Below are 13,691 nucleotides of genomic sequence, written 5' to 3'. Positions count from 1 at the left end.
ACAGGATTTGCGCAGGTCATGTAGGAGCCGGGCTTGCCCGCGATGGCCGTTACGCGATCTCGTGATGTTTGTTGTCCTGTTGGTCAGCAATTTGCATTGCCCCTGCCAACCTCACAACAACATGGAGTTCGAATTCATGCATAACCGTCCGCTGAAGAAGCTGCTTTGCGCCGTCGCCGCCGCCATCGGTCTGAGCGCCAGCCTGATCGCCAGTGCCGCCGTCCCGCTGAAAGTCGGTTTCGTCTACATCGGTCCAATCGGTGACCACGGCTGGACGTATCAGCATGAACAGGGACGCAAAGTGCTCGCCGAAAAATTCGGCGACCAGATCACCACCAACTACGTGGAGAACGTCGCCGAAGGCGCTGACGCCGAGCGGGTAATCCGCAACATGGCCAAGGACAACTACGACCTGATCTTCACCACGTCTTTCGGCTACATGAACCCGACCCTGAAAGTCGCCAGGCAGTTTCCCAAGGTGACCTTCGAACACGCCACCGGCTACAAGCAGGACAAGAACCTCGGCACCTACCTGGCGCGCACTTACGAGGGCCGCTACGTCGGCGGTTTCCTCGCGGCGAAGATGACCAAGACCAAGAAGATCGGCTATGTCGCCTCGTTCCCGATCCCGGAAGTGATCCGCGACATCAACGCCATTCAACTGGCCCTGAACAAGTACAACCCCGGCACCGAGATCAAAGTGGTGTGGGTCAATTCGTGGTTCGATCCAGGCAAGGAAGCCGACGCCGCCAACGCGCTGATCGACCAGGGCGTGGACGTGGTGTTCCAGCACACCGACAGCCCGGCACCGATCCAGGCGGCCGAACGTCGTGGTGTGTACGCCGTCGGCTACGCTTCGGACATGGCGCACTTCGGCCCGAAAGCCGTGCTGACCTCCATCGTCAACGACTGGGGCCCGCACTACGTTCAAGCGACCCAAAGCGTGCTCGACCACGACTGGAAATCGCAGGATTACTGGGGCGGCTTGAAGGAAGGCACGGTTGAACTGCCGATCAGCGACCTGGTGCCTGCGGCGGTGAAAACCGAAGCCGAGCAGATCATTGCCGACATCAAGAGCGGCGCGTTGCAGCCGTTTACCGGGCCGATCAAGGATCAGGCCGGCACGGAGAAAATCCCGGCAGGCGTCAGTGCGACCACTGCGCAACTGGCGTCGATGAACTACTACGTCGAAGGCATGAAGGCCGATATCCCGAAGTAGCTCCCCCAACCCAACACTGTACTTGCTCGCGATAGCGGTCTGTCATTCAGCAGTGATGTGACTGACCTGGCCTCATCGCGAGCAAGCTCGCTCCCACAGGGGTACTCCGGTGTTTTTCAGACTGCGTATTCCTCAGGACAATTGTATGAACAGTCTTCCGATCATCGATATCTCCCCGCTCTACAGCGATGACCAAAATGCTTGGACAGCCGTCGCTGCCGAGATCGACCACGCCTGCCGTGAATGGGGTTTCTTCTACATCAAGGGTCACCCAATCTCCCCATCGCGCATCGCCGCCGTACTCGACCACGCTCAACGCTTCTTCGCCCAACCCACCGCCGAAAAGCTGAAAATCGACATCACCCAAACCCGCCACCACCGCGGTTACGGTGCCATCGCCACCGAACAACTCGACCCGGGCAAACCCGGTGACCTGAAGGAAACGTTCGACATGGGCCTGCACCTGCCCGCCGATCATCCCGACGTGCTGGCGGAAAAACCGCTGCGCGGCCCCAATCGACATCCCGCGCTGCCCGGCTGGCAATCACTGATGGAGCAGCAATACGTCGACATGCAATCCCTGGCGCAAACCCTGTTGCGGGCGATGACGCTGGCGCTGGGCATCGAGCGGGATTTTTTCGATAGCCGTTTCAACGAGCCGGTCAGCGTGCTGCGCATGATCCACTACCCGCCACGCCACACCGCCAGCTCCGATGAACAACAAGGCGCGGGCGCCCACACCGATTACGGCTGCATCACCCTGCTGTATCAGGACACTGCCGGCGGGCTGCAAGTGCGAAACGTAAAGGGCGAGTGGATCGACGCTCCGCCGATCGAAGGGACTTTTTTGGTCAACCTCGGCGACATGATGGCGCGCTGGAGCAACGACCGGTATCTGTCGACGCCGCACCGGGTGATCAGCCCGTTCGGTGTGGACCGTTATTCGATGCCGTTCTTTGCCGAACCGCACCCCGACACCGCCATCGAATGCCTGCCGGGTTGCCAGGATGAGCAGCACCCGGCGAAATACCCGGCCACTACCTGCGCGCAATTCCTGCTTTCGCGTTTTGCCGATACCTACGCCTATCGACGGGAACAGGAAGCGGTGTAATCAACCGGCTGGTCAGGTTTTGCTAATTGTTTCCACGGGCATCTGTAGAATGCTCGCCATCTGCACCTGATGAGAAAAGATTATGTACGACTGGCTAAACGCCCTGCCCAAGGCAGAATTGCACTTGCACCTCGAGGGTTCGCTGGAGCCTGAGTTGCTGTTCGCCCTGGCCGAACGCAACAAGATCGCCCTGCCATGGAGCGACGTCGAAACCCTGCGCAAGGCGTACGCCTTCAACAACCTGCAAGAGTTTCTGGACCTGTATTACCAGGGCGCCGACGTGTTGCGCACCTCTCAGGATTTCTACGACCTGACCTGGGCATACCTGTTGCGCTGCAAGGCGCAGAACGTGATTCACACCGAACCGTTCTTCGATCCACAAACCCATACCGACCGTGGCGTGCCCTTCGAAGTGGTGCTCAACGGCATCGCTGCGGCCCTCAAGGATGGCGAGCAACAACTGGGCATTACCAGCGGTTTGATCCTGAGCTTCCTGCGCCACTTGAGCGAAGAAGCAGCCGAGAAAACCCTCGACCAGGCGCTGCCGTTCCGTGATGCGTTTGTGGCCGTGGGCCTGGACAGTTCGGAAATGGGCCACCCGCCCAGCAAGTTCCAGCGTGTGTTTGACCGTGCCCGTCACGAAGGCTTCCTGACCGTGGCCCACGCCGGTGAAGAAGGCCCGCCCGAGTACATCTGGGAAGCCCTCGACCTGCTGAAAATCCAGCGCATCGACCATGGCGTGCGTGCCATCGAAGACGAGCGTTTGATGCAACGGATCATCGACGAGCAGATCCCGCTGACCGTGTGCCCGTTGTCGAACACCAAACTCTGCGTGTTCGATCACATGTCCCAGCACAACATTCTCGACATGCTCGAGCGTGGCGTGAAAGTGACCGTGAACTCCGATGACCCGGCGTACTTCGGCGGCTACGTGACCGAGAACTTCCATGCGCTGTACACCGACTTGGGGATGACCCAGGATCAGGCCAAGCGCCTGGCGCAAAACAGCCTGGACGCCAGATTGGTCAAGCCATAAGCCACACCGCATAAACCGGAGGTTGCTGCATCTCTACAGCGCCATTTCGAGCTCGGTCTCTTTGGCGAAGCGATGGATTTCTCGCTGCCCTGCGGCGGTCACCTGCAGGGCGCGGGAGTCGTTGGGCAGGCTCAACCAGCCCGACTGCATGAACAATTGCAACAGTGCCGCGCCCAGTGAACCGCCCATGTGCGGGCGTCTTTCGCTCCAGTCGGGACAGGCACAGGCAACCCTGCTGTTGCGATGGGCCAGTGCCTGGATGAACACACCTCGTGTCGCCAGTTGAGTTGAGCCCTTGTGAGTAATCATGACCCGCTGATCGATCTGTTCGATCCAGCCTGCATCCAGCAGTCGCTGGTAAAGGTCGGCGGCCAGGGTGCCTCCCAAATGGTCATCGCACAGTCTGGCCCGCAGCAGTGACGAAGGCGCGGCCTGAGGTTTGGCGATGGGGTTCGGGCGCTTGAAAACATCCGGGACTTCTTGTGGCGTGCTGGCCAGGGTCGCGCTGGCCAACGCCTCGATGGCTGCACCGACTTCGGGGGCCGCCAGGCGGAAAAATCGCTTTCGGCCACGGATTTCAACCCTCAACAGACCGCCTGCGGACAATCGCCCCAAGTGTGCGCTGGCCGAAGAGGGTGACAGGCCGGCCAACAACGCCAGCTCTTCGGTTTGCCGCGCCGTGCCGTCCATCAAGGCCCACATCATTGCGCTGCGCTTTGGGTCAGCCAGCAATGTGGCGATCTGGCTGATGCAAGGTGCATGTTCCATGTATTCACTCCCTGTTGAATCGTTTCGTCTGCTGCTCAGAGACATCTTGACCAGTAATGTGTGGTCGGCCAAGACGCGGAAACCGCCATAAGCCGGGCGAAGCTCACCCACTCCCCTGTGCCATTGCTTCGCAGCCAGGGCGAAGGCCGGGTGATTGAGCGGGGTACCGCGCCGACTGGAACGCGGACTCGCCATCGCGAGATCGACGGTGCGTACATGAGGCGGCGCTAGTATAAGCGCGTTAACCGCCGGTTCCTGCCCGTGGGAAACCGTGGGTGGTGATAGTTGCTGAGAGAAATTTCGCTATTTGCCTGCGACTAATGATCGATCCCCGCTATCGTCGGAAATTGACTGCCTAATTGAGCGCATCGGCTGGCAAGCATTTCCCGCAACAGGTTCACCGGCTTACTCAATTGTGCGCGATGGGCGCACAGCAAATTCAGAGGTGCGCGCTCACAGAGCAACTCCGGCATCAGCACCTTCAGTCGCCCGGCGAGTACATCGGCGGCGACATCGAGCCAGGACTTGTAGGCGATCCCCGCGCCGGCAACGGCCCATAACCGGACGACATCGGCATCGTCACTGAAACGGTCACCACTGACGGTCAGGCCGACCTCGCGCTTGCCGTCATGAAAACTCCAGTGATCGTGGACCCGGCTGCCGAGCATGAACAACAAACAATTGTGCTGAGCCAGTTGCTCGAGCTGCCGGGGCTCCCCATGTCTGGCCAGGTAAGCGGGCGCCGCACACAACACCCGGCGGTTCTGCGGGGCGATGGGCAATGCCACCAGACTAGAGTCTTCCGGCTCGCCGTAGCGCAGGGCAATGTCCACCGGTTGGCGGAACAGGTCGGCAATGCGGTCTCCCAGCAATAGCCGCACGGTCAGTTTCGGGTGCTCACGCTGAAACTCGTCCAGCCAGGGCAACAACAGATTGCGACCGAAGTCCGACGGTGCGGACAGTTGCAAAATCCCGCTGACCTGGTCCTGACCACTGGCCAGCAAGCGGCGTCCTTCGTCCAGATTGCTCAGGGCGGCGCGGGCATATTCCAGGAACCCCTCGCCTTCGGCGGTCAGGCGCAGGCTGCGGGTTGAACGCGCGAGCAACCGCGCGCCCAGTTGCTGTTCGATGCGCTTCAACGCCGCGCTGGCCACGGCCGCCGACATGTCCATCACCCGCGCCGCCGCCGACAGGCTCCCCAGGTCGGCAGCCCGGACGAACAACTGCAAGTCATCGAAACGCAGCATTTTCAGCCTCGATTATCAAAAAAATATTGAAAGAGACTGCTCTTTTAGCGGGTTTTATCTTGCTGTGAAATAGCCAATCATCTGTGCCATCGAATTCATTACGCTCCCGGAGTCGTCCATGTCCCAGCCATTTACCGCCATTGCCACGCTCATCGCCAAAGCCGGCCAGCAAGACGCCCTTGAACGGCACCTGCGTGCACTGCTGGAACCAACCCGCGCTGAGGCCGGTTGCGGCCAATACGATCTGCATCAGGACCTCGCCAATCCGCATGCCTTTTACATGATCGAGCAGTGGAGCAGCGACGAAGCCCTGGCGGCGCATGACGCCAGCGCCCACATCCAGAATTTCCGGGCCAAGGCCGGCGATTTTCTCGAACACTTTGATCTCAAGCGCCTGCGCACCGTGGCCTGATCCCTAGTGCCGATCCGCACTTTTGTAGCAGCTGGCGCAGCCTGCGTTCGGCTGCGGAGCAGTCGTGAAATCAGACGATGCGGTGTTTCAGGAAATCCGCGCGTACAGGATTTACCACTGCTCCGCAGCCGAACGCAGGCTTCGCCAGCTGCTACGGAGTGCGCCTCGGCTTAAATGATCGGTATCAGGCTGTCCCCTTTCTTTTATTACCTTTCGGAAACCCCTGTATGAAAGCCATCGCCTATTACACCTCGTTGCCGATCAGCGACGAACAATCCCTGCAAGACATCGAGTTGCCGGAACCGGTTGCCGGCCCGCGCGACCTGTTGGTGGACGTCAAAGCCATCTCGGTCAACCCGGTGGACACCAAAGTCCGCCAAAACGTCCAGCCTGAAGACGGCGCGGCCAAGGTGCTGGGTTGGGACGTGGCCGGGGTGGTCAAGGCTGTCGGTAAAGACGTGACCTTGTTCAAGGCCGGCGACAAGGTCTTTTACGCCGGCTCCATCGCCCGTGCCGGCGGCAACAGCGAACGGCATGTGGTGGATGAGCGGATCGTCGGCCACATGCCGAAAACCCTGGGTTTCGCTGAAGCCGCCGCGCTGCCACTGACCGCGATTACCGCCTGGGAATTGCTCTTTGAACGCCTGCAAGTGCGTGAAGGCCAAACCGACGAAGGCCAGCGCCTGCTGATCGTCGGCGCGGCGGGTGGGGTGGGTTCGATCCTCACACAGCTGGCCAGTCAACTGACCGGGCTCAAGGTCATCGGCACCGCTTCCCGAGCGCAAACCCAGAGTTGGGTTCGTGAGTTGGGCGCGGACCTGGTGATCGATCACAGCCAACCGTTGAGCGAAGCGCTCAAGCGTGCCGGGGTGGAATACGTGACCCATGTCGCCAGCCTGACCCAGACCGATCAGCACCTGGATCAATTGGTCGAGGCGCTGGCGCCGCAAGGCAAACTGGCGCTGATCGATGATCCCAAGTCACTGGACGTGACCAAGCTCAAACGCAAGAGCCTGTCACTGCACTGGGAGTTCATGTACACCCGCTCGCTGTTCGAAACCGCAGACATGATCGAGCAACACAAGTTGCTCAACCGCATCGCCGCGCTGATCGACGCCGGGACGTTGAAAACCACGGTCGGCGAGCACTTCGGCAGCATCAACGCGGCCAACCTGCGCCGTGCCCATGCGCTGCTGGAGAGCGGCAAAGCCAAAGGCAAGATTGTGCTGGAAGGGTTCTGAAACATGATGAAACAGTGTCGTTCCTGAAGGAACGACACCGTCAGTCTGAGAGTTGACGCCTGTCACAATAGCGATCGTATTCAGGACTACAATCGAAACCTCTGCGGCACAATCTTTACGTGGCAGTTATTACGAGAGGAGAGGTCAGCAATGAAGATCCTGATAAAAGAATTGGCTAAATCTCAATGGCAGGTCCGCCTGGACCAGCATGCCGTGACATTTCGCAGCGAAGCCGAAGCTCTGGCCTTTACCCGAACCCTCGAAGCACGCCTTTACGCCCCCCATCAAATTCCCGGTCGCCAGCAACGAGCCGCTGGCTGACCCCGTCTTCAGGCCTGCGCTTGCGCCAACGCCCGAACCTTTTGCAAACGCCGGGTGAACATCGCCGCGCTCACCACCAGAACACCACACAGGCTGATGACCATCGCCATCGGTACGGCACTGCCATCGTGTAAAACACCGACCAGCGCCGCGGCACCCGCCGCGACGCTGAATTGCAGACACCCAAGCATCGCCGACGCACTGCCGGCGCGGGCGCCCTGCCCGTTCATCGCACACGCCGAAGCGTTGGGCAAAATGCAGCCGAGGCTGGAGATGCAAATAAACAGTGGAATCAGCAGAGGCCACAACTGCGTGGGGTGCAAGGCGCTGACGGCGAGCAGCGTCAAACCGGCGGCCAGGTAAACCCACACCGCACGCGCCAGCAAGAATGCCGGCCCCCGCTTGGCCAGCAATCGCGCGTTGACTTGCGCCACCAGAATGAACCCCGCCGCGTTGGTGCCAAACAGCCAGCCGAAATGCTCGGCCGGTACGCCATAGAGCTTGATGAAAACGAACGGCGAACCGGCGATGTAGGCAAACATGCCGGCGATGGCGATGCCGCCCGTCAAGGCATGACCGAGAAAGATCCGATCCGACAACAGGCGACCGTACTGCCGAAAAGCCCCGGACAACGGCTGACGCGGCATGTGTGCGGGCAGGCTTTCCGGCAACCCGAGCGCCACGGCCAGCGCAGCCAAGGCACTGAAACCGGTCAACGCCAGGAAAATCGACTGCCAGCCCGTGGTGTTGACCAGCAAGCCGCCGAGCATCGGCGCGAGGATCGGCGCCAGGCCCATGACCAGCATGAGTTGCGAATAGACTTTCGCCGAACCCACCGCATCGCATTTATCGCTGACCACCGCACGGGATATCACCATGCCCGCACAACCGCCCAACGCCTGGACAAATCGTGCGCCGATCAGCCATTCCAGGCTCGGTGCATAGGCACAGGCCAGCGACGCAAGGGTGAACAAACCAACCCCGGCCAGCAATGGAATGCGCCGACCGAAACGATCGGCCACCGGGCCGTAAGCCAGTTGGCCAATCGACAAGCCGAGGAAATACGCCGCCAGTGTCAGTTGAACGTGTTGTTCATCGGTGCCGAAGGCGAGTGCCATCGCCGGGAAGGCCGGCAGATAGAAGTCGATCGCCAGCGGACCGAAAGCGCTGAGGGCGCCAAGAATCAAAATGGTACGAAAGTTCATCAGGCATCCAGTTGGGCATGAGTCAGCAGGCCGACAGTCTAGCCTTGCATGAACGCCTTGAACATTCCGATAGCTCGCTAACTATTAAAAAACACTGAATGCCTTGTGTCAGGCGACTTTGACCTCGTAGCCTTCTTCGCTGATCGCGGCGATCACTTGCTCGACCGTCAACGCGCTTTCAACGCCGACTTCCTTGGCCGCCAGATCGACCCGCACGCTGGCCGCCGGATCCATGGCTTGCAGTGCCTGAGTGATGGCTTTGACACAGTGACCGCAAGACATGCCTTGAACGTTGAACACTTGCATGGTGTGGCTCCTTTGTTGAGATTGCGTGCAGTCTCGAGCTTGCCACCATGGCAAGGTCAAGTTCTTGAACAAACTGCCGGGCTGGCAATCGGCGTCGCGCTCGGCCAAGCTGCGTGCATCAATGACTCGACTTCAGGAGATTCAGCCATGCGCTGGTCAGCTCTCAGCCTGTTTGGCTTCCTCAGCCTCTTTGCCGCGACACCTTCGGTTCAAGCCGCCGGGGAGGACTATGGCGTACTGATCATTTCCCGCGAGCGCCTGGAAGTCGCCACCTCCTGCGAAATCGGTGTGTACATCCTGGATCAACTGTCCGCACGACTGTTCCAGGAACAAAGCACCTCGTTCAACCTGCCGCCGGGCAATGTGTCCTTGCGCCTCAAGCTGCTGCCGGGCCAGGCGCCGGGTTGCAACCCGGGCATGCTCGCGCCGGGTTCGCAGATCATCAATCTTAAGGCCGGCGATGTATTGAAATTCCGGATTGCGATGACGCAAGAAGGGATGTACCTCAAACCTGCTGCTCTCGAATACTGAGCAAATCCAACGTGCCCCCCTGTGGGAGCGAGCTTGCTCGCGATGGCGGTGTGTCAGTTACATAGATATTGACTGATACGCCGCCATCGCGAGCAAGCTCGCTCCCACATTGGTCTGCGGCGATTTGCAGATTGGTGCTTGACCTTGCCAACATGGCAAGGTTGATCCTGTAGGTCTCTACTACAGGGAGCGTGACCGATGTCCGAATCCACCACTTTCGATTTGCCGATTGCCGGCATGACGTGCGCCAGTTGCGCTGGGCGTGTCGAGCGAGCCTTGAGCAAAGTCATCGGCGCCTCCGCCGTCAGCGTCAACCTGGCCACTGAACAGGCCCGAGTCCAGGCGCCCAGCGACAGCTTGCCGGCGTTGATGGCGGCGGTTGAACAGGCCGGTTACAGCGTGCCCCGGCACACTCTGGAACTGAGCATCGACGGCATGACCTGCGCCTCGTGCGTGGGCCGGGTCGAACGTGCGCTGGCCAAGGTGCCGGGCGTGAAGAGCGTCAGCGTCAACCTGGCCAACGAGCGCGCCCACCTCGAACTGCTCGGCCACGTCGATCCGCAAACCCTGATCGCGGCGGTGACCAAAGCGGGTTACTCCGCCAGCGTCTGGGAAGTCGAACACCCGCAAACCGACACTCAACAACAGCGCCTGCACCGTGAGCGTTGGGCGTTGATCATGGCCATCGTCCTCGCCTTGCCGCTGGTGTTGCCGATGCTGCTGCAGCCGTTCGGCGTGCACTGGATGCTGCCGGCCTGGGTGCAATTCGCGTTGGCAACGCCTGTGCAATTCATCTTCGGTGCGCGCTTTTATGTCGCGGCCTGGAAAGCCGTGCGCGCCGGGGCCGGCAACATGGATTTGCTGGTCGCACTGGGCACCAGCGCCGGATACGGCTTGAGTGTCTACGAATGGGCCACCGCTGCCGGGCGCATGCCACACCTGTATTTCGAAGCCTCAGCGGTCGTCATCGCCCTCGTACTGCTGGGCAAATACCTGGAAAGCCGCGCCAAACGCCAGACCGCCAGCGCCATTCGTGCCCTCGAAGCCTTGCGCCCGGAACGGGCGATTCAGGTCATCGATGGCCGCGAACAGGAGGTCGCCATCAGTGCCTTGCGTCTCAACGACCTGGTCATGGTCAAACCCGGTGAACGCTTCCCGGTGGACGGCGAAGTGGTCGACGGCCAGAGCCACGCCGACGAAGCACTGATCAGCGGCGAAAGCCTGCCGGTGCCCAAGCAACCGGGCGACAAGGTCACCGGTGGCGCAATCAATGGTGAAGGTCGATTGCTGGTTCGCACCCAGGCCTTGGGGGCGGAAACCGTGCTGGCGCGAATCATTCGCCTGGTCGAAGACGCCCAGGCCGCCAAGGCTCCGATCCAGAAACTGGTGGATAAAGTCAGCCAGGTGTTTGTGCCCACGGTGCTGTTGATCGCGTTGGCCACCTTCATCGGTTGGTGGCTGTATGGCGCGCCGATTGAAACCGCCGTGATTAATGCCGTCGCGGTATTGGTGATCGCCTGCCCATGTGCGCTGGGGTTGGCCACACCGACCGCCATCATGGCCGGAACCGGCGTGGCGGCGCGCTACGGGATTCTGATCAAGGATGCCGAAGCGCTGGAACGCGCACATGAAGTCAGCGCCGTGGTGTTCGACAAGACCGGTACGCTGACCTCGGGAGCCCCGCGTATTGCTCATCTGACCGCTGTCGACGGTGACGAGGCCGCCCTGCTGCAAATGGCAGGCGCCCTGCAACAGGGCAGCGAACATCCGCTGGCCAAGGCTGTGCTGGATGCGTGCAGCGAACGCGGACTGATCGTCGCCGATATCAGTGACAGTCAATCACTGACGGGGCGAGGCATCGCCGGCACGCTGGAGGGTCGTCGACTGGCATTGGGCAATCGTCGTCTATTGGAAGAAAGTGGTTTAAACGCAGGATCATTGGCTGACTCGGCAACCGCCTGGGAAACCGAAGGCCGGACGCTGTCCTGGCTGATCGAACAAAGCCCCGAATCGAAAGTGCTCGGCCTCTTCGCCTTTGGCGACACGCTCAAACCCGGCGCCCTGCAGGCGGTGCAACAACTCAGCGCAAGGAACATCAGCAGCCACCTGCTCACCGGTGACAATCGCGGCAGTGCCAACGTTGTCGCCCAGGCGCTGGGCATCAATGACGTCCACGCCGAAGTGCTGCCCGCCGACAAAGCGGCCACCGTCGCCACCCTGAAACAAACCGGCGTGGTCGCGATGGTCGGCGATGGCATCAACGACGCCCCGGCCCTGGCGGCCGCGGACATCGGCATCGCCATGGGCGGCGGCACTGACGTGGCCATGCACGCGGCCGGGATTACCTTGATGCGCGGTGACCCTCGGCTGGTGCCGGCGGCGCTGGAGATCAGCCGCAAGACCTACGCGAAGATCCGGCAGAACCTGTTCTGGGCCTTCGTCTATAACCTGATCGGCATTCCGCTGGCGGCGTTCGGCTTCCTCAACCCGGTGCTGGCCGGTGCGGCCATGGCATTGTCGAGCGTCAGCGTGGTGAGCAATGCGTTACTGTTGAAAACCTGGAAACCCAAGGACCTGGAGGACAATCGATGAACATCGGTCAAGCAGCCCGCCAAAGCGGCCTGAGCGCGAAGATGATTCGTTACTACGAGTCCATCGGCCTGCTCAAGGCCGCCCATCGTACCGAGAGCGGCTACCGCGTTTACGGTGACGACGACCTGCACACCCTGGCCTTCATCAAGCGTTCCCGGGACCTGGGGTTTTCGCTGGAAGAGGTCGGCAAGTTACTGACCCTCTGGCAGGACCGCCAAAGAGCCAGCGCCGATGTGAAGGCCCTGGCCCGTCAGCACATCGACGAACTGAACCAGAAGATCCGCGAACTCGGCCAACTGCGCGATACCCTGCAAGACCTGGTTGAGCACTGCCAGGGCGACCATCGTCCCGACTGCCCGATCCTCAAGAATCTCGCGTCGGGCTGCTGCGCCGAACCAGTTCGTCCCTGATCGCCAGCCCCTTCACCACCAACAACGTGGTGAGCGGAATGCCGTGGAACAGCAGCACCACGGCCCCCGGCGTCCACCATGAGTAAAACGGCGCGGCGATCAGCATGCCGACGCCGAACCCGGTCATTTGCAGCAGGGTCAGTAAGCTGAAAATCGGCAGACGCAGGCTGTCCGGTTCACGCTGCAGGCGCGACATCAGCCCCACCTCAGAGAAACCGTCGCCCAACCCCGCGGGCAGGGAAAACAGGAGCAAGCCGTACAGGGTCTGCTGCTGAAACATCAGGATGAAGCCGCAGGACATCAGCAACACCCCGAGAAAAAATCGCCGCTCCAGGTGGGCGTTGTCCGAGCCTTTCAGGCGACTGGCAATGCGCGCACCGATGAATTTCCCAAAGGCCCATACCGCCAGCATCAGGCCCAGCGTGGTGCTGGCCGATTCTGGGGTCAGCAGTTTGGAAATTATTGGCAAACCCACGTTGTGCGCGGCGCTGCCCAAGGTGTCGGCCATGGTGACGGCGAGCATCGCGGCCACCACCGGTGCATTGCGCAGCCCTTGGCGCAGCGCCGACCATTCGCCCCGTGGGTGGACGGGTTCGTCACAGGCCGCAGGCGTGGAAAAGCGCAGCGGCAGGATGAACAACGCGGCCAACAGATACGTCACCACGTTCAGCGCAAACACCGTTTCAAAACCAAACGCCGCGACCAGCAGCCCCGCCACCAGACTGCCGCCGACCATCGCGGCCGAGGAGGCAGAGGTGATCCAGGCATTGGTCTTGAGCAGGTGTTCGCCATCGATCAAGTGCGGTAGCTGACTGTTCAGGCCGATGGCGAACATCGAGTTGCCGACTCCAAGGCCGAACGCGATTAACGGCAACAGCAAAGCTTGTTGCGGGACCGGCAGCACCAGCAGCAACCCGAGCAATCCTGCACGCAGCAGGTCGAAGGCGATCAGCGGCATGCGCCCGACCCAGCGGCGATAAAACGCGGTGCTGATGAGGCTGGCGAAAATCCCCCCCGCCCACACGACTGGCGAGGAAGATGCCGACACTCATGGCGCTGTTGCTGAGCAGGTAAACGTAGGTGGCCAGGGCGACCATGTTGAGAAAGGCGCCGAAATCCGAAACCAGACGGGCGGCAATGATCAGTCGGGCGTTGCGGGCGGAGGTGTTCACATTCAATCCTTGAGTGTGGGGAGTATGGCTGTTGTGGATTGTCTGGTCTGACGCCATCGCGGGCAAGCCACGCTCCCACAGGTTTTGTGTCGACCATGGCGTTCGGGACCGACACTAAAC

At 61.0% G+C, this 13,691-nt stretch carries 13 protein-coding genes and 1 pseudogene; 9 read left to right on the top strand and 5 right to left on the bottom strand.

Going from position 1 to position 13,691, the window contains the following annotated elements; all coding sequences use genetic code 11:
• Nucleotides 1–136 precede the first annotated feature (136 nt).
• The 3 genes from AB4N76_RS17425 (at nucleotide 137) to AB4N76_RS17415 (ending at nucleotide 3,366) form a co-directional block, all read left to right on the top strand.
• Entirely contained in the window at nucleotides 137–1,219 is a 1,083-nt protein-coding gene (locus AB4N76_RS17425; protein ID WP_077432445.1) for a BMP family ABC transporter substrate-binding protein, read from the top strand.
• A 145-nt stretch (nucleotides 1,220–1,364) separates the two neighbouring features.
• Nucleotides 1,365–2,330 carry a 2-oxoglutarate and iron-dependent oxygenase domain-containing protein gene (locus AB4N76_RS17420; RefSeq protein WP_460163291.1) on the top strand — a complete coding sequence of 322 codons (966 nt, stop codon included), beginning with the start codon at nucleotides 1,365–1,367 and terminating at the stop codon, nucleotides 2,328–2,330.
• 82 nt (nucleotides 2,331–2,412) lie between these two features.
• The gene (locus AB4N76_RS17415) at nucleotides 2,413–3,366 is read left to right on the top strand and encodes an adenosine deaminase (RefSeq protein WP_046032961.1); all 954 of its coding nucleotides are present in this window, start codon (nucleotides 2,413–2,415) and stop codon (nucleotides 3,364–3,366) included.
• A gap of 33 nt (nucleotides 3,367–3,399) precedes the next feature.
• Here AB4N76_RS17415 and AB4N76_RS17410 read toward each other — a convergent pair whose 3' ends face one another.
• Both AB4N76_RS17410 and AB4N76_RS17405 read right to left on the bottom strand, forming a co-directional pair.
• Complete coding sequence (locus AB4N76_RS17410) at nucleotides 3,400–4,134, bottom strand: ArsR/SmtB family transcription factor (protein ID WP_046032962.1); 735 nt, start codon at nucleotides 4,132–4,134, stop codon at nucleotides 3,400–3,402.
• 317 nt (nucleotides 4,135–4,451) lie between these two features.
• The gene (locus tag AB4N76_RS17405; protein WP_046032963.1) at nucleotides 4,452–5,381 is read right to left on the bottom strand and encodes a LysR family transcriptional regulator; all 930 of its coding nucleotides are present in this window, start codon (nucleotides 5,379–5,381) and stop codon (nucleotides 4,452–4,454) included.
• Nucleotides 5,382–5,499: 118 nt separating this feature from the next.
• Here AB4N76_RS17405 and AB4N76_RS17400 point away from each other — a divergent pair, with 118 nt between their 5' ends.
• From AB4N76_RS17400 to AB4N76_RS17390, 3 genes are all read left to right on the top strand, one after another.
• On the top strand, nucleotides 5,500–5,793 hold the full coding sequence (locus tag AB4N76_RS17400; RefSeq protein ID WP_046032964.1) for a putative quinol monooxygenase: 294 nt from the start codon (nucleotides 5,500–5,502) through the stop codon (nucleotides 5,791–5,793).
• A gap of 227 nt (nucleotides 5,794–6,020) precedes the next feature.
• Nucleotides 6,021–7,034 (top strand): zinc-binding alcohol dehydrogenase family protein, encoded by a 1,014-nt coding sequence (locus tag AB4N76_RS17395; RefSeq protein WP_046032965.1) that lies wholly within the window; start codon nucleotides 6,021–6,023, stop codon nucleotides 7,032–7,034.
• A 150-nt stretch (nucleotides 7,035–7,184) separates the two neighbouring features.
• Nucleotides 7,185–7,355 (top strand): hypothetical protein, encoded by a 171-nt coding sequence (locus AB4N76_RS17390; RefSeq protein WP_175649049.1) that lies wholly within the window; start codon nucleotides 7,185–7,187, stop codon nucleotides 7,353–7,355.
• A gap of 8 nt (nucleotides 7,356–7,363) precedes the next feature.
• Here the strand turns inward: AB4N76_RS17390 and AB4N76_RS17385 are convergent, their stop codons facing one another.
• Nucleotides 7,364–8,560, bottom strand: coding sequence for a multidrug effflux MFS transporter (locus tag AB4N76_RS17385; protein WP_077432429.1), 1,197 nt, complete (start codon nucleotides 8,558–8,560; stop codon nucleotides 7,364–7,366).
• 108 nt (nucleotides 8,561–8,668) lie between these two features.
• Nucleotides 8,669–8,866 (bottom strand): cation transporter, encoded by a 198-nt coding sequence (locus AB4N76_RS17380; RefSeq protein WP_046032967.1) that lies wholly within the window; start codon nucleotides 8,864–8,866, stop codon nucleotides 8,669–8,671.
• 147 nt (nucleotides 8,867–9,013) lie between these two features.
• On the opposite strand from AB4N76_RS17380, the gene AB4N76_RS17375 reads away from it, so the two are divergent.
• The 3 genes from AB4N76_RS17375 (at nucleotide 9,014) to cueR (ending at nucleotide 12,399) form a co-directional block, all read left to right on the top strand.
• The gene (locus AB4N76_RS17375; protein WP_046032968.1) at nucleotides 9,014–9,397 is read left to right on the top strand and encodes a hypothetical protein; all 384 of its coding nucleotides are present in this window, start codon (nucleotides 9,014–9,016) and stop codon (nucleotides 9,395–9,397) included.
• Nucleotides 9,398–9,595: 198 nt separating this feature from the next.
• Entirely contained in the window at nucleotides 9,596–11,989 is a 2,394-nt protein-coding gene (locus AB4N76_RS17370) for a heavy metal translocating P-type ATPase (RefSeq protein WP_460163290.1), read from the top strand.
• Nucleotides 11,986–12,399 (top strand): Cu(I)-responsive transcriptional regulator, encoded by a 414-nt coding sequence (gene cueR / locus AB4N76_RS17365; protein WP_046032970.1) that lies wholly within the window; start codon nucleotides 11,986–11,988, stop codon nucleotides 12,397–12,399. Before AB4N76_RS17370 ends, cueR begins: the two co-directional genes overlap by 4 nt.
• Here the strand turns inward: cueR and AB4N76_RS17360 are convergent.
• Nucleotides 12,353–13,571: pseudogene (locus AB4N76_RS17360) on the bottom strand (MFS transporter). The gene cueR and the pseudogene AB4N76_RS17360 sit on opposite strands and share 47 nt — an antisense overlap.
• Nucleotides 13,572–13,691: the final 120 nt, after the last annotated feature.

It is taken from the genome of Pseudomonas sp. S2_F03 (genome assembly GCF_054668335.1).
The sequence above is the reverse complement of the archived record's forward strand: the minus strand, read 5'-3'. Positions and strand labels throughout refer to the sequence as shown.

Excerpts from the sequence above, each read along its gene's own strand:
- AB4N76_RS17370 (WP_460163290.1), top strand. The coding sequence starts at position 9,596 with ATGTCCGAATCCACCACTTTCGATTTGCCGATTGCCGGCATGACGTGC.
- cueR (WP_046032970.1), top strand. The coding sequence starts at position 11,986 with ATGAACATCGGTCAAGCAGCCCGCCAAAGCGGCCTGAGCGCGAAGATG.
- AB4N76_RS17405 (WP_046032963.1), bottom strand. The coding sequence starts at position 5,381 with ATGCTGCGTTTCGATGACTTGCAGTTGTTCGTCCGGGCTGCCGACCTG.
- AB4N76_RS17390 (WP_175649049.1), top strand. The coding sequence starts at position 7,185 with ATGAAGATCCTGATAAAAGAATTGGCTAAATCTCAATGGCAGGTCCGC.
- AB4N76_RS17410 (WP_046032962.1), bottom strand. The coding sequence starts at position 4,134 with ATGGAACATGCACCTTGCATCAGCCAGATCGCCACATTGCTGGCTGAC.
- AB4N76_RS17420 (WP_460163291.1), top strand. The coding sequence starts at position 1,365 with ATGAACAGTCTTCCGATCATCGATATCTCCCCGCTCTACAGCGATGAC.
- AB4N76_RS17400 (WP_046032964.1), top strand. The coding sequence starts at position 5,500 with ATGTCCCAGCCATTTACCGCCATTGCCACGCTCATCGCCAAAGCCGGC.
- AB4N76_RS17425 (WP_077432445.1), top strand. The coding sequence starts at position 137 with ATGCATAACCGTCCGCTGAAGAAGCTGCTTTGCGCCGTCGCCGCCGCC.
- AB4N76_RS17415 (WP_046032961.1), top strand. The coding sequence starts at position 2,413 with ATGTACGACTGGCTAAACGCCCTGCCCAAGGCAGAATTGCACTTGCAC.
- AB4N76_RS17385 (WP_077432429.1), bottom strand. The coding sequence starts at position 8,560 with ATGAACTTTCGTACCATTTTGATTCTTGGCGCCCTCAGCGCTTTCGGT.
- AB4N76_RS17395 (WP_046032965.1), top strand. The coding sequence starts at position 6,021 with ATGAAAGCCATCGCCTATTACACCTCGTTGCCGATCAGCGACGAACAA.
- AB4N76_RS17380 (WP_046032967.1), bottom strand. The coding sequence starts at position 8,866 with ATGCAAGTGTTCAACGTTCAAGGCATGTCTTGCGGTCACTGTGTCAAA.
- AB4N76_RS17375 (WP_046032968.1), top strand. The coding sequence starts at position 9,014 with ATGCGCTGGTCAGCTCTCAGCCTGTTTGGCTTCCTCAGCCTCTTTGCC.